Annotated in this window: 18 protein-coding genes and 2 tRNA genes; 9 read left to right on the top strand and 11 right to left on the bottom strand. The window is 72.0% G+C overall.

Going from position 1 to position 16,106, the window contains the following annotated elements; all coding sequences use genetic code 11:
* Positions 1 to 61: 61 nt before the first annotated feature.
* From pepN to ASD19_RS08805, 3 genes are all read left to right on the top strand, one after another.
* Positions 62 to 2,611 carry an aminopeptidase N gene (gene pepN / locus ASD19_RS08815; protein WP_055991323.1) on the top strand — a complete coding sequence of 850 codons (2,550 nt, stop codon included), beginning with the start codon at positions 62 to 64 and terminating at the stop codon, positions 2,609 to 2,611.
* 85 nt (positions 2,612 to 2,696) lie between these two features.
* Complete coding sequence (locus ASD19_RS08810; RefSeq protein ID WP_082543104.1) at positions 2,697 to 3,863, top strand: mechanosensitive ion channel family protein; 1,167 nt, start codon at positions 2,697 to 2,699, stop codon at positions 3,861 to 3,863.
* Between the two features lie 2 nt (positions 3,864 to 3,865).
* Entirely contained in the window at positions 3,866 to 4,297 is a 432-nt protein-coding gene (locus ASD19_RS08805; RefSeq protein WP_055991320.1) for a globin, read from the top strand.
* 49 nt (positions 4,298 to 4,346) lie between these two features.
* Here the strand turns inward: ASD19_RS08805 and ASD19_RS08800 are convergent, their stop codons facing one another.
* Positions 4,347 to 5,012, bottom strand: a complete 666-nt coding sequence (locus ASD19_RS08800; protein WP_055991317.1) for a hypothetical protein — start codon at positions 5,010 to 5,012, stop codon at positions 4,347 to 4,349.
* Positions 5,013 to 5,050: 38 nt separating this feature from the next.
* Here ASD19_RS08800 and ASD19_RS08795 point away from each other — a divergent pair, with 38 nt between their 5' ends.
* Positions 5,051 to 5,941, top strand: coding sequence for an acyl-CoA thioesterase (locus ASD19_RS08795; protein WP_055991314.1), 891 nt, complete (start codon positions 5,051 to 5,053; stop codon positions 5,939 to 5,941).
* 14 nt (positions 5,942 to 5,955) lie between these two features.
* Here the strand turns inward: ASD19_RS08795 and sufU are convergent, their stop codons facing one another.
* The 7 genes from sufU to msrA all read right to left on the bottom strand — a co-directional run bounded on the left by sufU (position 5,956) and on the right by msrA (position 11,785).
* The gene (gene sufU / locus ASD19_RS08790; protein WP_055991311.1) at positions 5,956 to 6,390 is read right to left on the bottom strand and encodes a Fe-S cluster assembly sulfur transfer protein SufU; all 435 of its coding nucleotides are present in this window, start codon (positions 6,388 to 6,390) and stop codon (positions 5,956 to 5,958) included.
* Positions 6,387 to 7,643 (bottom strand): aminotransferase class V-fold PLP-dependent enzyme, encoded by a 1,257-nt coding sequence (locus tag ASD19_RS08785; protein WP_082543103.1) that lies wholly within the window; start codon positions 7,641 to 7,643, stop codon positions 6,387 to 6,389. Before ASD19_RS08785 ends, sufU begins: the two co-directional genes overlap by 4 nt.
* A 76-nt stretch (positions 7,644 to 7,719) precedes the next feature.
* Positions 7,720 to 8,199 (bottom strand): acyl-CoA thioesterase, encoded by a 480-nt coding sequence (locus ASD19_RS08780; RefSeq protein WP_055991507.1) that lies wholly within the window; start codon positions 8,197 to 8,199, stop codon positions 7,720 to 7,722.
* A gap of 26 nt (positions 8,200 to 8,225) precedes the next feature.
* The gene (ettA, locus tag ASD19_RS08775; RefSeq protein WP_055991305.1) at positions 8,226 to 9,908 is read right to left on the bottom strand and encodes an energy-dependent translational throttle protein EttA; all 1,683 of its coding nucleotides are present in this window, start codon (positions 9,906 to 9,908) and stop codon (positions 8,226 to 8,228) included.
* An 80-nt stretch (positions 9,909 to 9,988) separates the two neighbouring features.
* Positions 9,989 to 10,552: a DUF6993 domain-containing protein gene (locus tag ASD19_RS14810; protein WP_235563010.1), complete on the bottom strand. Its 564-nt coding sequence runs from the start codon at positions 10,550 to 10,552 to the stop codon at positions 9,989 to 9,991.
* Between the two features lie 31 nt (positions 10,553 to 10,583).
* A complete protein-coding gene (ssb, locus tag ASD19_RS08765; protein ID WP_055991302.1) occupies positions 10,584 to 11,090 on the bottom strand; it encodes a single-stranded DNA-binding protein in 507 nt (168 codons plus the stop codon).
* A gap of 152 nt (positions 11,091 to 11,242) precedes the next feature.
* Positions 11,243 to 11,785, bottom strand: coding sequence for a peptide-methionine (S)-S-oxide reductase MsrA (gene msrA, locus ASD19_RS08760; protein WP_055991299.1), 543 nt, complete (start codon positions 11,783 to 11,785; stop codon positions 11,243 to 11,245).
* Positions 11,786 to 11,906: 121 nt separating this feature from the next.
* Here msrA and ASD19_RS08755 point away from each other — a divergent pair, with 121 nt between their 5' ends.
* Positions 11,907 to 12,173: a hypothetical protein gene (locus ASD19_RS08755; RefSeq protein ID WP_055991296.1), complete on the top strand. Its 267-nt coding sequence runs from the start codon at positions 11,907 to 11,909 to the stop codon at positions 12,171 to 12,173.
* 16 nt (positions 12,174 to 12,189) lie between these two features.
* Here ASD19_RS08755 and yczR read toward each other — a convergent pair whose 3' ends face one another.
* Positions 12,190 to 13,623: a MocR-like transcription factor YczR gene (gene yczR / locus ASD19_RS08750; RefSeq protein ID WP_055991293.1), complete on the bottom strand. Its 1,434-nt coding sequence runs from the start codon at positions 13,621 to 13,623 to the stop codon at positions 12,190 to 12,192.
* A 61-nt stretch (positions 13,624 to 13,684) separates the two neighbouring features.
* Between yczR and yczE the strand changes: the two genes are divergently transcribed.
* Positions 13,685 to 14,338 carry a membrane protein YczE gene (gene yczE / locus ASD19_RS08745; RefSeq protein WP_055991290.1) on the top strand — a complete coding sequence of 218 codons (654 nt, stop codon included), beginning with the start codon at positions 13,685 to 13,687 and terminating at the stop codon, positions 14,336 to 14,338.
* Positions 14,339 to 14,390: 52 nt separating this feature from the next.
* Here yczE and ASD19_RS08740 read toward each other — a convergent pair whose 3' ends face one another.
* A complete protein-coding gene (locus ASD19_RS08740; protein WP_055991287.1) occupies positions 14,391 to 14,603 on the bottom strand; it encodes a hypothetical protein in 213 nt (70 codons plus the stop codon).
* A 117-nt stretch (positions 14,604 to 14,720) separates the two neighbouring features.
* On the opposite strand from ASD19_RS08740, the gene ASD19_RS14060 reads away from it, so the two are divergent.
* Positions 14,721 to 15,224, top strand: coding sequence for a hypothetical protein (locus tag ASD19_RS14060; RefSeq protein ID WP_134745488.1), 504 nt, complete (start codon positions 14,721 to 14,723; stop codon positions 15,222 to 15,224).
* On the opposite strand, the gene ASD19_RS08735 is transcribed toward ASD19_RS14060, so the two are convergent.
* Positions 15,215 to 15,287: transfer RNA gene (locus ASD19_RS08735), tRNA-Arg, on the bottom strand. The genes ASD19_RS14060 and ASD19_RS08735 overlap by 10 nt on opposite strands.
* A gap of 75 nt (positions 15,288 to 15,362) precedes the next feature.
* Here ASD19_RS08735 and orn point away from each other — a divergent pair.
* Together orn and ASD19_RS08725 are read left to right on the top strand one after the other, a co-directional pair.
* Positions 15,363 to 15,989 (top strand): oligoribonuclease, encoded by a 627-nt coding sequence (gene orn, locus ASD19_RS08730; RefSeq protein ID WP_055991284.1) that lies wholly within the window; start codon positions 15,363 to 15,365, stop codon positions 15,987 to 15,989.
* Between the two features lie 39 nt (positions 15,990 to 16,028).
* A tRNA-His gene (locus ASD19_RS08725) sits at positions 16,029 to 16,104 on the top strand.
* Positions 16,105 to 16,106: the final 2 nt, after the last annotated feature.

Raw genomic sequence — 16,106 nt, 5'->3', positions numbered from 1 at the left:
GTTGCCGCCTGCACCACGGGCGGCCGCACCCCCCCGACCCAGATCCCACGGGAGCTCATCAGTGCCTGGAGAGAACCTCACCCGCATCGAAGCGCATGAGCGCCGTGCCGTCGTCGACACGCGCTCCTACGAGGTCTCGCTCGACCTCACGAAGGGCGCGGAGATCTTCGGATCGCGCAGCGTCGTGCGATTCGCGGCGACCCCCGGAGCGTCCACCTTCATCGACCTGATCGCGCGCGAGGTGCGCGAGATCACGCTGAACGGCCGCGAGCTCGACCCCGCCGCCGTCTTCCACGACTCCCGCATCCAGCTCGACCAGCTCGAGGAGGAGAACGAGCTGGTGGTGGACGCGGACTGCCTCTACACGAACACAGGCGAGGGCCTGCACCGGTTCGTCGACCCCGTCGACGACGAGGTGTACCTGTACTCGCAGTTCGAGGTGCCGGACTCGCGCCGGATGTTCGCGGTGTTCGAGCAGCCCGATCTCAAGGCGACGTTCCAGTTCACCGTCACGGCCCCCGCCGGATGGAAGGTCGTCTCCAACGCTCCGACGCCCGAGCCGATCCCCCACGACGACGGCCAGAACGCCACGTGGGGCTTCGCGCCCACGCAGCGCATCTCGTCCTACATCACGGCGCTCGTGGCGGGGCCGTACGAGGAGACCCGCTCGGAGCTCACCAACTCGGAGGGCCGGGTCATCCCCCTCGGCATCTTCGCGCGCAAGAGCCTCTGGCAGCACGTCGACGCCGACTACATCTTCGAGAAGACGCGCCAGGGCTTCGCCTACTACGAGGAGAAGTTCGGCTACCCGTACCCGTTCGAGAAGTACGACCAGCTCTTCGTGCCCGAGTTCAACGCCGGTGCGATGGAGAACGCGGGCGCCGTGACGTTCACGGAGACGTACGTCTTCCGCAGCAAGGTCACCGACGCCGTCAAGGAGCGGCGCGTCGTGACGATCCTGCACGAGCTCGCGCACATGTGGTTCGGCGACCTGGTCACCATGAAGTGGTGGAACGACCTGTGGCTCAACGAGTCGTTCGCCGAGTGGGCCTCGACCATCGCCACCGCCGAGGCGACCGAGTGGACCGAGGCCTGGACGACGTTCAACGCCATGGAGAAGACCTGGGCCTACCGCCAGGACCGGCTCCCGTCCACGCACCCCGTCGTCGCGGAGATCAACGACCTCGAGGACGTCCAGGTCAACTTCGACGGCATCACGTACGCCAAGGGCGGATCGGTGCTGAAGCAGCTGGCCGCCTGGGTCGGGATCGACGCGTTCTTCTCGGGCGTCGGCGCTTACTTCGCCAAGCACGCGTTCGGCAACACCGAGCTGAGCGACCTGCTCGTCGAGCTGGAGCGGACCAGCGGGCGCGACCTGTCCGGATGGTCCGCGAAGTGGCTCGAGACCGCCGGCGTCAACACGCTGTCGCCCGTGATCGACGAGGCGGCCGACGGCACGATCTCGCGCTTCGCGATCACGCAGACCGCCCCGGCGGACTACCCGACCATCCGCCCGCACCGCCTGGGCATCGGGTTCTACGACCTCGTCGACGGCGCGCTCACGCGCACCCACCACGTCGAGCTCGATGTGGACGGGGACCTCACGGAGGTGCCCCAGCTCAAGGGCGCCCGCCGCCCGGCGCTCGTCCTGCTCAACGACGAGGACCTGGCCTACGCCAAGATCCGCCTGGACGACCGCTCCCTGGTGACGGCGATCGACCACCTGGCCGACATCGCCGACCCGCTGGCCCGGTCGCTCGTGTGGGGCGCCGCGTGGGACCAGACCCGGGACGCCGAGTCCGCAGCGGCCGACTACATCGACCTCGTGCTGCGCAACATCGGCCGCGAGACCGAGTCGACCACGATCCGCACCACGCTCGCGCAGCTGCAGCTCGCCGCGAACGCGTACGTCGCGCCCGAGGGCCGCGAGGCGGCGCGCGCGAAGGTCGCCGAGGGACTGTGGCGGCTGGCGCAGGCCGCGGAGGCCGGCAGCGACGCGCAGCTCCAGTTCGTGACGGCCTTCGCCTCCGCCGCGTCCACCCCGGCGCAGTGGGAGACCGTCCGGCAGCTCCGCTCGGGCGAGATCGCGCTCGACGGCCTCGCGATCGACACCGACCTGTCGTGGCAGCTGCTGGTCTCCCTCGCGGCCGGCGGCATCGCCGACGACGCCGCGATCGACGAGGCCCTGGCCGCCGACAACACGGCGAAGGGCGGCGAATTCGCCGCGCAGGCGCGCGCCGCGATCCCCACCCCCGAGGCCAAGGCCGCGGCGTGGGCGTCGCTGGTCGAGCAGGACACGCTGCCGAACACGCTCGTGCGCGCCGCGTCGGTCGGCTTCGTGCACCCGGCGTCGCGGCACCTGCTGCCGGAGTACACGACGCGCTACTTCGACATGCTGCTGCCCATCTGGGAGTCGCGCTCGTACAAGATCGCCGAGTACCTGTGCGAGCTGCTCTACCCGGCGCCGCTCGCCGACGCCGAGCTCCTGACCGCGACGCGCGCCTGGCTCGCCGAGAACCCCGAGGCCCCCGCGGCGCTGCGCCGCATCGTGCTCGAGAACCTCGCGGGCGTCGAGCGCGCGCTGGCCGCCCAGGCGCGCGACGCCGAGTGATGGTCGTCTGACCCGCCTCGATCTCCCGGCGAGCCCCGGCACCGCGCACAGCGGGCGCCGGGGCTCGCCGCATACGCTGGAGGGGATGACTCCCACGATCTCCACCGACACCGCCGAAGACGTCAAGCCCTTCTCCGAGCAGGCGCTCGCGCTGCTGATCGAGATCGGCTGGAAGCTCGTCCACATCGCGGCCATCATCCTGGTGTGCGCGCTGATCGCGTGGCTCCTGCGCTCGCTGATCCGGCGCGTGGTCGACCGCATCGTCCGCGGCGCCAAGAGCCGCGCCAAGGTCGACGACACGCGTGCCCTGGAGCGCTCCCCGCTCGCCTCCGTGCGGCTGGTGCAGCGCACCCGCACGCTCGGCTCCATCCTGCACAACATCGTCAACACGACGATCGTCATCATCGCGCTGATCCTGATCGTGAAGGCGATCGATCCGAACCTGCTCGGCTCGTTCGCGCTCATCAGCGCGGCGATCGGCGCGGGCCTCGGCTTCGGCGCGCAGAACATCGTCAAGGACGTGCTGAACGGCATCCTGATCGTCGCCGAGGACCAGGTCGGCATCGGCGACGTCGTCGACCTCGGGCTCGCGACCGGCGTCGTCGAGTTCGTCAGCGTCCGGATCACCCACGTGCGCGACGTGAACGGCACCCTCTGGTACGTCCGCAACGGCGAGGTCACCCGCATCGGCAACATGTCGCAGGGCTGGTCGCGCGTCGTGATCGACCTGGGCCTGCCCGCCGACGTCGACATCGACGAGGTCGAGCACGCGCTGCTCGCCACCGCGGAGGAGCTCGCGAAGGACGCGCGCTGGCGCTCCCGCATCGTCGACCACCCCGAGGTGTGGGGGCTCGAGTCCGTCGACGGGGACACGCTCAGCATCCGGCTCGTGCTGCGGGCCAAGCCCAGCGCGAAGGACGACGTCGCGCGCGAGCTCCGGATGCGCCTGCGCGACGCCGTGCACGCCCTGGGACTGGAGCTGCCGTCCCTCACGACCGTCACGCTCGAGGGCGCCGACGGCGCGCTGCGCGTGCGCGGCGCGAACCCGCCCCGCACCGAGCCCCAGCCGCTGCCGGAGCGCCCGTCGTGGCGGCCCCGGGGCAGGAACGGCGCGGGACCTGTCACGAAGCCGGCCGCCGAGGACGCCGGGGCCGACGCCCCGGTCGACGACACGGCGCCCTCCTCCGACGCCCCCGAGCTCGCGCCCGACGGCGACGGCCCGCACCCGCACGGAAAGGACACCGCGCTGTGACGATGGGAATCCGGCCCGAGGGCCACGGCGAGCACCCGTCGACCACGTTCTACGAGGCGGTGGGCGGCCACGAGACGTTCGTGAAGCTGGTGGACGTGTTCTACCGCGGCGTCGCGGAGGACCCGGTCCTCAAACCCATGTACCCCGAGGAGGACCTGGGCCCAGCCAAGGAGCGTCTCACCCTGTTCCTCGAGCAGTACTGGGGCGGCCCGACGACGTACAGCGAGAACCGCGGCCACCCGCGCCTGCGCATGCGGCACATGCCCTTCCACGTGAACCCCGACGCGCGCGACCGCTGGCTGAAGCACATGCGCAAGGCGGTCGACGAGCTCGGCCTGTCGCCGCTGCACGAGGCCACGCTCTGGGACTACCTCGAGCGCGCCGCCCAGGCCATGGTCAACACGTTCGAGCCCACACCTCCCTCCGGTCGTTGAGCGGAGCCACGAAGGAGCGGAGTCGAAACGCCCGAAGCCGCCGCCCGGGCTAGAGCGAACTCCCGGTGCGGCGCACGGGGGTGAGACCCGTGGCGGCCGGGCCGCGGGTGAGGATATGGCCGCGGTGCAGCGTCACGCGCGTCCATCGGCCCGACGACGTCACGCGCGCGTCCTCCTCGCCCCCGATGAAGCCGAGCGAGAACGCGGCGAACGCGACGCCGAGCGGCAGGCCGAGCAGCGCCTCGTCGGGGGCGCCCCAGACGTCTCCCCGGATGGCGCGGACCACGTCCTCGCCGGCGTCGGTCGGCACCCGCTCCGCGACCGCGGCGATCCCCCACTGCGCGCGGGACGCGAGCGTGGCGGCGGCGATCGTGCCGACCGGCTCCCAGCCGGCGCGCGGCGGCGCGATGCCGGCCCAGGCGGGCGCCAGCGCGGTCTCCGGCAGGCCCAGCGCGGCGGCGTCGTCGGTCTCGGAGAGCTCCGACACCACCAGGTCGCACTGGAGCTCGGGGTCGGCCGCGACGACGCGCATCCCGATCACGGTCGGGGTGCGGTCCAGAAGCCCTCGGGGCGCGAGCGCGGCCGTCGACATGGCGAGCACGCCGCCCGCCGCCTGCAGCCGCACGCCCTCGTCGCCGGTCCTCGCTGCGCGGCGCGCGAAGGTCAGGGCATCCTGGGCGGTGGGGGCGTCTGCGAGGACGAGGCGTGCGGTCACTGGATCAAGCCTAGGCGTCCGAAACCTAGACTGAGCAGGTGACAGACGCCACCCGACCGGATGCCCCCGCTGCCGACCCGATCGACGTGCTCCTCCGCGTCCTCTCGCTCGGCGAGACCGGCGCCCGCACGAGCGAGGACATCTTCACGGGCTCGTCCCACCCGATGCCCGGCGGACGGGTCTTCGGCGGCCAGGTGCTGGGCCAGTGCGTCGTCGCGGCGGGGCGGACGCTCCCCGACGATCGCGCTCCCCATTCGTTCCACGGCTACTTCCTGCGCCCCGGCGACGTGCGCAAGCCGCTCACGTTCGCCGTGGACCGGATCCACGACGGCCGATCGTTCTCGCGGCGCCGCATCCAGGCGTTCCAGGACGGCGAGCCGATCTTCTCGGGCATCGCCTCGTTCCAGGATGAAGACCCCGGCCTCGAGCACCAGCTGCCGATGCCCGACGTGCCCGGGCCCGAGGATCTGCCGGGTCCGTCCGACGTCGTGCGCGGGCGTCCGGAGGCCGCCCTCATCATCCGGGCGAACCCGATCGAGGTGCGCCACGTCGAGGGCGACATCTACCTCGAGGCCGCGGAGCGCGCGCCCCGGCAGGCGGTGTGGACGCGCCTGCGGCGGCCGATCGGGGACGACCCGCTGCTGCACCGCGCGGCGCTCGCGTATCTCACGGACTTCACGATCCAGGAGTCCGTGCTCCGCGCGCACGGGCTGTCCTGGGCGACGCCGGGCATCAAGACCGCGAGCCTCGACCACGCGATCTGGTGGCACCGCTTCGGGCGCGCCGACGAGTGGATGCTCTACGTGCAGGAGTCGCCGAGCGCGCGCGGCGGGCGCGGACTCACGCAGGGACGCCTGTACGCCCGCGACGGCGAGCTGCTCGCCACGGTGGCGCAGGAGATCATGCTGCGCGTGCCCGAGCGCGGCTGATCAGCCGCGGGACCTCACGCCTGGTTCAGGCAGGCCTCGAGCGCGACCCAGCCGAGCATCGCGCACTTGATGCGCATCACGTACTTCGCGACGCCCTGGAACGCCGCCGCGTCCTCGAGCGACTCCGGCGGCTCGCCGGCGCCACGGGAGCGCAGCATGGTGCGGAACTCCTCGATGCGCTCGAGTGCGTCCGCCTTGGGCGCGCCCGCGAGCATGTCGGCCATGACCGACGCGGACGCCATCGAGATGCTGCAGCCCTGCCCCTCCCACACGAGCTCCGAGATCCGCCCGTCGGCGTCGAGCGTGACGCCCATCGTGATCTCGTCCCCGCAGGACGGGTTGAGCTCGTGGTGCGTGTGCGCGGTCGTGGACGGGTCGCCCTTGCCGACTGGGTTGCGGGAGTGATCCAGGATCAGTTCGCGGTACAGGCTCTCGAGCTCGGCGCTCATCGGTCCGCTCCGAAGAATCCGCGCACCTCGGCGAGGGCCGCGCCAAAGCTGGCCACGTCGTCGGCGGTCGTGTACACGTAGGCGCTCGCCCGCGTGGTCGCGGCGACGCCCAGCGCGCGATGCAGCGGCTGCGCGCAGTGATGTCCGGTGCGCACGGTGATCCCCCGATCGTCCAGGAACTGGCCGACGTCGTGCGCGTGCACGCCGTCGACGACGAAGCTCACCAGGCCGGCGCGCTCGGCGCCCGCCTGCGGGCCCACGAGCCGCACGCCCGGCACGGCGAGGACGGCGTCGACGAGCAGGCCGGCCATCTCGGCCTCGTGCGCGCGGACGCGGTCCATGCCGATGCCGGAGAGGTGCTCGGCGGCCGCGCCGAAGCCGACGGCCTGCGTGACCGGCTGCGTGCCGGCCTCGAAGCGCTGCGGCGACGGCAGGAACTCGGCGTCGTCGAGCGTCACGGTGGTGATCGTGGACCCGCCGGTCCGCGCCGGGGGCAGCGCGTCGAGCAGCTCGGCGCGTCCGTACAGGGCGCCGACGCCGGTCGGGCCGAGCATCTTGTGGGCCGAGAAGGCGGCGAAGTCGACCCCGAGGGCGCCGAGGTCAAGCGGGAGGTGCGGCGCGGACTGGCACGCGTCGAGGACGGTCAGGGCACCCGCCGAACGGGCGATCTCCACGACGTCGGCGACCGGGGCGATGTGGCCGGTCACGTTCGAGACGTGCGCGAAGGCGACGATCCGCGTGCGATCCGACACGAGGGCCGCGAGGTCGTCGACCGACCAGACGCCGTGCTCGTCGACCGGCACCGCGCGCAGGATCGCGCCCGTGCGGCGCGCGAGGCGCTGCCACGGGATGAGGTTGGCGTGGTGCTCGGCCGTGGTCACGACGATCTCGTCGCCGGGCTTCAGGGCCAGCTCGGGCGCGCCGAGCCCGGCGGACGCGTCCGACAGGCCGAGGGCGACCACGTTCAGCGCGTCGGTGGCGTTCTCGGTGAAGACGATCTCGCGCTCCCCCGCGCCGACGAACCTCGCGATCCTCTCGCGCGCGCCCTCGAACGCCCAGGTCGCCTCACCCGTCGCCATGCTGGAGCCGCGGTGCACGGCCGCGTACTCGGTGCGCGCGAAGGCGTCCTCGGCCTCGAGCACGGCGTCCGGTCGCTGGGACGTCGCCGCGGAGTCGAGGTAGACGCGGTCCGCGTGCGCGCGAAGGTACGGGTATCGCTCGCGCGCGAAGGCGTCGGCGGTGCTGATGGTCATGAGGCTCCCTGGTCGGCGAGATGGCCGTCTTCCAGTCTCCCGCATCCTGAGGCCGCGCGGGTCGTCGCGGATGCGGTCAGCGGCGGCCGAAGGCGATCGGCTCCTCGACGTACGGCGCCCAGGCGTCGCGCACGGCCGCCGGAAGCCGTGTGGGCCGGCCGCTGGCGGTGTCGACGAGCACCACCACGGCTGAGGCGCGGGCGTAGAGCTCCTGCGGCTCGCCGCCGGCGGGACTGAACACCTCGTAGCAGACCTCGGCGCTCGAGCCGCCGATCCGCCCCAGCCACAGCTGCACGTCGAGCGGCTTGTGGCCGTACGGCACCGGCTTGAGGTACTCGATCTCCTGCCGTGCGATGAGGGTCGCGACGGCGCCGCCGCCCTCAAGCACGTCGGCGTCGAACACAGCGGTGGGCGCCTGGTCGGCGGGATCCTCGGACCGCCAGAAGGCGCGCAGGCGCGCCTCCTCGAGCAGCTTCAGCATCGACGTGTTGTTCACGTGCCCGAGCGCGTCGAGGTCTCCCCAGCGACGGTGGATCGGGATGTGGACGCGGGTCATGCGCGGCTGCTCGAGGGGGCGGCGCATCAGTCGCGCGTCAGCTTGCGGTGCGTGGTGCGGTGCGGGCGGGCCGCCTCCGGGCCGAGGCGCTCGATCTTGTTCGCCTCGTACGACTCGAAGTTGCCCTCGAACCAGTACCACTGCGCCGGGTTCTCGTCCGTGCCCTCGTACGCCAGGATGTGCGTCGCGATGCGGTCGAGGAACCACCGGTCGTGCGTGATGACCACGGCGCAGCCCGGGAAGTCCAGCAGCGCGTTCTCGAGCGAGCTCAGGGTCTCGACGTCGAGGTCGTTGGTCGGCTCGTCGAGGAGCAGGAGATTGCCGCCCTGCTTGAGCGTGAGCGCGAGGTTCAGGCGGTTGCGCTCACCGCCCGACAGCACGCCGGCCTTCTTCTGCTGGTCCGGGCCCTTGAAGCCGAACTTCGACACGTAGGCGCGCGACGGGATCTCGGTCTTTCCGACCGTGATGATGTCCAGACCGTCCGAGACGACCTCCCACAGCGTCTTGTCGGGGTCGATGTTGGAGCGGTTCTGATCGACGTAGCTGATCTTGACCGTCTCGCCGATCTTCAGCTCGCCGCCGTCGAGCGGCTCGAGGCCCACGATCGTCTTGAACAGCGTGGTCTTGCCGACGCCGTTCGGGCCGATGATGCCGACGATGCCGTTCGGGGGGAGGTTGAAGCTGAGGTTCTCGATCAGCGTGCCGCGGCTGTCGAAGCCCTTCTTCAGGTTCTTCGCGTCGATCACCACGCTGCCGAGGCGCGGGCCGGCCGGGATCTGGATCTCCTCGAAGTCCAGCTTCCGCGTGCGCTCGGCCTCGGCCGCCATCTCCTCGTAGCGCTGCAGACGGGCCTTGGACTTCGCCTGGCGGCCCTTCGCGCTGCTGCGCACCCACTCGAGCTCCTCCTTGAGGCGCTTCTGGAGCTTGGCGTCCTTCTTGCCCTGGACCTCGAGGCGGTCGGCCTTCTTCTCGAGGTAGGTCGAGTAGTTGCCCTCGTAGGGGTAGAGGCGCCCGCGGTCGACCTCGGCGATCCACTCCGCGACGTGGTCGAGGAAGTACCGGTCGTGGGTGATCGCGATGACGGCGCCCTTGTACGCCTGCAGGTGCTGCTCGAGCCACAGCACGCTCTCGGCGTCGAGGTGGTTGGTCGGCTCGTCCAGGAGCAGCAGGTCGGGCTTCTGGAGCAGCAGCTTCGCGAGCGCCACGCGGCGGCGCTCACCACCCGACAGCGGCGCGATCGCCGCGTCGGCCGGCGGCGTGCGCAGCGCGTCCATGGCCTGCTCGAGCTGCGAGTCGAGGTCCCAGCCGTCGGCCGCGTCGATCTCCTCCTGCAGCGTGCCCATCTCGGCCAGCAGCGCGTCGAAGTCGGCGTCCGGCTCGGCCATCAGCGCGGAGATCTCGTTGAAGCGGTCGACCTTCGCCTTGATGGCGATGCCGTCCTGGATGTTCTCCAGGACCGTCTTCGACTCGTCGAGCTCGGGCTCCTGCATCAGGATGCCGACGCTGTAGCCGGGGGTCAGCTTCGCCTCGCCGTTCGACGGCGTGTCGAGGCCCGCCATGATCTTGAGGATCGTGGACTTTCCGGCGCCGTTGGGACCGACCATGCCGATCTTCGCACCGGGCAGGAACGCCATCGTCACGTCGTCGAGGATGAGCTTGTCGCCCACCTTCTTGCGGGCGCGCACCATTGAGTAGATGTATTCAGCCATTTGGCTCCCAGTCTAGGGCGCTGACCCTGGACGGATGGGGCGCATGCGGCCCGCGCGGCGCCGCGGCGGCGACCCGCGGCTCACCAGTCGATGGGACGGGTCTCCCCCACCAGGCACATAGTGCCCTCCTCGAGGGCGGGCAGCACTCGCGTGACGGCCTCGCCGATGTCGGGACCGACCTGGCCGACCAGGCACTCGTCGCCCCACAGGACCGAGAACTGCAGGGACTCAGCGGGGTTGCCGACCGTGCTCAGGTCCTCGGTGACCTGCATGGCCGCCTTGTCGAATCCGGCGGCGACGAGCGCGTCGACGTAGGCACGCCCCTCGGGCCGGCGGTCCGAGGCCCACACCCGCTCGGCGACCTCGGTGAAGAGGGCCAGGTTGTCGGCGGCGGTGCCGTCGGGCACCAGTGCCGTCGACCCCTCCGCGGGCTCCGACGGCGCGACCGATGCCGTCGCCGAGGCGGACGGCGCGGCCGGGGCCGAGACCGTCGGCGCATCGGACCGGCCCGGGCGGGGCGCGTCGGCGGCGCACCCCGCGAGCATCGCGGCCGTCGCGAGCACCGTCGCCACGGCGCCCGCCCGGGTGCGGCCGTGCCTCGGGCGGCGGCTGGCCGTCGCGGAGGGGTCGCGTCGCGGGGTCACGCCGCCGAGTCTAGGGTGGCCGCGCGGCGGCTCAGAACGGCGTGGCGTCGGCGAGCTCGGGATCCGGAAGCGTCTCCGCCTCGGGATCGTCCGCGCCGGCGGTGGACTGCGCCGGCGCCCAGTCGTCCTGCACGCCCTCCTGCGCGCCGCTCGCGCCCTGAGCGTCCGCGGCCGCGCTGCGCGGCGCCGTGCGCTGGAAGGCCGTCGTGCCGAACCGCAGGTCGTGGCCGAGCGCGTCGGCGTCGACCTCCGCCTCCATGCCCTTGCGACCGTCGGACTCCCACGTGCGCAGGCGCAGCCGGCCCGACACGACGACGCGTTCGCCCTTGTGCAGCGACGCCGCGGCGTTGTCTGCCAGCCCGCGGTACGCCGAGACGCTGTACCAGTTGGTGGCGCCGTCGACCCATGCGTTCGCCGCGCGGTCGTACCTCCGTGTGGGGCTCGCGAGCCGGAAGCGCGTCACGGCGATGCCGCTCGGCAGCGTGTTCCGCTCGGGCTCGGTCGCGATGTTGCCGGTGATCGTGATGATGTCGCCCATGGTCGTCCCTTCTCTCGCCGGAGACGTCTCCGGTCGGCCGCTGGTCGGCCTCGGGACGACTGTGACGCGACAGACGGCCCCGGATGCGGCTCCGCCCCCGTTCCATGGGGAACGGGGGCGGATCCGACGCCTGGGGACGAGCCCCGCGATCGTCAGGCGACGTACTCCGCGAACCGGGCGCGCACCTTGTTGACCTTCGGGACGGCCACCGCCAGGCAGTAGCCCTGGTTCGGGTTCTTCGCGAAGAAGTCCTGGTGGTGGTCCTCCGCGTCGTAGAACGCGCCGAGCGGCTCGATCCGGGTGACGATCGTCCCCTCCACGTCGCCGATCGGCGCATCCCAGATCTCGGAGGCGCGCTCGCGCGCGGCCTCGAACTGCTCGCGCTGCGCGTCGTCCGCGGGGAACATCGCCGAGCGGTACTGCGTGCCGGTGTCGGCCCCCTGGTGGTTCAGCTGCCGAGGGTCGTGCATCGTGAAGAACGCGTCCAGGATGACGTCGGCCGGGATGCGCTCGGGATCGAACGTGACCTTGACCGCCTCGGCGTGACCGGTCGTGCCGGTGCACACCAGCTCGTAGCTCGGGTGAGGCACGGCTCCGCCCGTGTAGCCCGAGACGACGCTCTCGACCCCGGACAGCGCGCGATACGCCGCGTCCAGGCACCAGAAGCATCCGCCGGCCAGAACGAAGGTCTGCATGTCCAACTCCTCTCGCCGCCGAATGCGGCACATCCTTCACAACGCTACGCGTCCGCAGGTGTTCCGGGGTCCCGGCCGATGTCGGCGGCCCCCCGTACCGTCTGTCGCGAGAGGAGCACTCATGCACGACACCGCACTCGCCGCAGCCGCGCCCGTCATCCCGGTCCCCGCCCCGGCCGTCCGAGGACGCGAGACGCTCGTGCGCGCCGGCGCCGCCCTCTGGCGCGTCTTGGGGCGCGGCGGCACCGTGATCGGCCACCTGCGGGTCGTCGAGCACCCGCTCGGCACGCGGTACCGCGCGGAGAGGCTGCAGGCGGCCACCGCGCGCTTCCTCGTCGTCGGCGAGTTCTGGTCGGCCGACGAGGCGGTCGCGAGCCTGCGCGTGTGACGCGCAGCGGCGCGGCTCAGACGACGGCGTCGAGCGGAGCGGCCTCGCCGGCCTCGGCTCCCCCGTCGGCGACGTCGCGCCAGGCGTCGACCAGCATCAGCGCGGCGCGGTCGAGCACCGGCGCCGGAGCCGTGAAGGGCACGCGGATGTGGCGCTCGTGACCGCCGCCGACCGAGAACCTGGGCCCGGCTGACAGCAGCAGGCCGCGCCGCCGCGCGGCGAGCGTGAGCGCCGAGCTGCGCGGGGCGCCGAGGCCCACCCACAGGGCGACCCCGCCGGCGACCGACGGGATGTCCCATTCCGGCACCGCGGGTCCCAGCACGCGCACGAGCGCGTCGCGCCCCTCGCGCAGCAGCTGGGACCGCTGGATCAGGATGTCCCCCATGCGCGGCAGGAGCCGCTCGGCGACCGCCTGCTCGAACTCGGGCGTGCCGAGATCCGTGGTCGGCCGAGCGGCGGCGAGCCTGCGGATCATGTCGACGTCGGCGCGGATCCAGCCGATCCGCAGACCGCCCCACACCGTCTTGCCGAACGAGCCCAGCGTGATCACGCCCTCGCCCGCGTCGACGGACGCGAACGGCAGCGGCGAGATCACCCGTTCGACGCCGAGCTCCGCGGTGGTCTCGTCGACGATCACGTGGGCGCCGACCGATCGCGCGAGCTCGGCGATCCGCCCTCTTGCCTCGACCGCCATCGACTCGCCCGTCGGGTTGTGGAAGTCCGGCATGAGGTACAGGGCGGTGGGGCGCGAGCGCAGGATGGCGTGCTCCGCGCGCTCCAGATCCCACCCCTCGCCCACGGTCACCGGGACGCCGACCAGCCGCGCGCCCTGCCGCGCGAACGCCTCCGCGGCGTGCGGGTAGGTGGGCGTCTCGAGCAGCACGCGGTCGCCGCGCGCGACGAGCAGCGTGGCGACCAGCGAGATCGCGCTCTGGGCGCCGTTCGTGACCAGGATCTGCGCGGCCTCGGTGGGCAGGCCGCGCTCGGTGTAGCGCCGCGCGATCGCCTCGCGCAGCCCGCGGCGGCCGGTCACGTCGTAGCCGGGCCGGGCCATCAGGGCGGGCGCATCGCCGGCCGTCTCGGCGTACACGGCCGCGAGCCCGGGCCATGCCGCGGGACTCGCCTGCTGCAGGTCGACCATGCCCTCGTCCGCGGCGATCCGGCCGAGGTCGCGGCGGCCCAGCGGGCGCGTGATGCTGCCCGAGCCGCGGACGCTGTCGATGTGCCGGCTCGCGCGCAGGCTGCGGTATGCGGCCGCCACGGTCGTCCGGCTCACGCCGAGGCGCGACGCGAGCTCCCGCTCGGCGGGCAGCGCCGTGTGCGGCGCGATCCGGTTGTCCAGGCACAGCAGCCGGATCGCATCCGCGAGGGCCTCGTAGGCGGGCTCGCGCGTGCGCCAGGGGCCGAGCAGCGCGTCCAGCGCTCGGGCGGAGAGTCGGGAGTCGAGCATGGAGCCACCATAGCCGGATTGGCCTCTTTACCGAAGGCCAATCTCGCGGTGGACTGATGGCATGCCCGCACCCTCCGCCGACCCGTCCGCGCCGCCCCGCTCCCTCGCCCGCCGCATCGTCCAGCTCCTCGTCGGCCTCCCTCTCTACGGGGTGGGCGTGGCCCTGACCGTGGAGGCGGGCGTGGGTCTGGATCCGTGGACCGTCCTGGCGGAGGGCCTGTCCGTGCGCACCGGCATCGGCATCGGATGGGTGACGATCCTGATCGGCGCGCTCGTGCTGCTCGCCTGGATCCCGCTCCGCGAGCGGCCGGGGATGGGCACGATCCTCAACATCCTGATCGTCGGCGCGGCCCTGCAGGTGACGCTCGACCTGATGCCGCCGATCGACGCCCTGGGCTGGCGCATCGCCGCGCTGTTCGGCGGAATCGCCCTGGTCGGCCTCGCGTCGGGCCTGTACATCGGCGCGCGCTTCGGGGCCGGCCCGCGGGACGGGCTCATGACCGGCCTGCATCGCCGGGCCGGCTGGCCCGTCTGGCGCGCTCGCGCGACCGTGGAGCTCACGGTCCTGGCGCTCGGGTGGCTTCTGGGCGGCACGGTGGGCTGGGGCACGGTCGCGTTCGCGGTGCTGATCGGCCCGTGCGTGGACGTGGCGCTGCGCCTGCTCGACACGCGCGCACCCCGCGCACGCGCGAACCCCGCGCCCGTCCCTGCATGACCGGGCGAGCGCGGGGTTCGTCGCCCGCATCGAGCGGGCGTGCTCCGGTGGCTCAGTGCTCCCGGAACTCGGGGCGTGCGGACCCCGGTCGCAGGTGCGAGGTCAACGCGTTCTTGGCGATGTCCAGCGACGGATACTGACCGATCGGCGCCTCCGCGCCGCTCATGGTCACCGCCCAGGACCCGTCGTCGACCTCCCGGATCGATCCGACGGCCCCGTTCGGTCCGTACGCCACATAGAGACGCCGTGTGTGCGTCGTCATCATCGTCGACTCCTTCCGCTCGCCTCGCACGTTACGCCCGCGAACGGATGGGCGGAACCCCTTGACATCGGTGGGCGCACTCCCGCAGCGATGTCGGAGGTATGTTCTAATGTCGCGGGCATGGCCATCTCCCGTGAACGCCTGTACGAGCTTCAAGCGCGCCATCGACATCGCAATTTCCCGCGCATGGTCGAGTACCTCCGAGCGCACCCCTGCTCCGACTGCGGCGAGCCGGACCTGGTGATGCTCGAGTTCGACCATCTCCCCGGGACTGACAAGAAGTTCGACATCAGTCGCGCAGTCGGCGCCTCCACCCGATCGTGGCGCGCCATCCTCACCGAGATCGAGAAGTGCGAGGTCGTGTGCGCCAACTGCCACCGTCGGCGCACCGCGAACCGCGCAGGCTTCCGCAGGCACCTGCTCGATGCCGGGGATGATGTGCCGGACCCGGTCGTCGACCCACCGGAGGACCGCCGGTTCGTTCCCCATGGCGGAGGCGCGAAGGGCCGCCGCGACTGCCCTTGCGAGCCCTGCCGCACCCGACGGCGGGACTACACTCGCGAGCTCCGGGCCCGCAAACGGGCCGCTGACCGAACAGACGGTTCACCGCGAAGCGCCCCCTGAAGGATTCGAACCCTCGACCGACAAGGTAGAAGCTTGCTGCTCTGTCCACTGAGCTAAGGGGGCCTGCAACTACGGTACCGCGCCCGGCCCACGCGGCCGCGTCGGCGTGCGTCAGCGGCCGTCGATAGGCTGGAGCGCATGGTAGGCGCCTCCGAGAACGACCGGCTCGTCTGGATCGACTGCGAGATGACGGGCCTCGACCTCGCGGTCGACGAGCTGGTCGAGATCGCGATCGTCGTGACCGACTTCGAGCTGCGGATCCTCGACCCCGGTTTCCAGGTCGTCATCAAGCCGTCGCAGGCAGCGCTCGATCACATGGGCGAGTTCGTCACGGAGATGCACCGGAAGTCGGGTCTGCTGGACGAGATCCCGGGCGGCGTGCCGCTCGAGGAGGCCGAGCGCCTCGCGCTCGAGTACATCCGCCGCTTCGCCCCCCAGGAGCGCAAGGCCCCGCTGGCCGGCAACACGATCGGCACCGACCGGATGTTCCTGGCCAAGTACATGCCCCAGGTCGACACCTACCTGCACTATCGGAACGTCGACGTCTCGAGCGTCAAGGAGCTGTCGCGGCGCTGGTTCCCGCGGGCGTACATCCACGCGCCCGCGAAGGACGGCGGCCACCGCGCACTCGCGGACATCCTGGAGTCCATCCGCGAGCTCGAGTACTACCGTCGCGCCGTGTTCGTGGCCGAGCCGGGTCCCACCAGCGACGCGGCACGCGCGATCGCTTCGTCGGTCGTTTCGTCATTTGCCTCGGACATGTGACAGAATGAAGAGGTTGTCCCCGAGACATCGGGGGCCACGGTGGCTGTAGCTCAGTTGGTAGAGCACCGCGTTGTGGTCGCGGGGGTCGCGGGTTCAAGCCCCGTCAGCCACCCCACT

The sequence above is a fragment of the Microbacterium sp. Root53 genome (assembly GCF_001426925.1).
GTDB lineage: Bacteria > Actinomycetota > Actinomycetes > Actinomycetales > Microbacteriaceae > Microbacterium.
The sequence above is the reverse complement of the archived record's forward strand: the minus strand, read 5'-3'. Positions and strand labels throughout refer to the sequence as shown.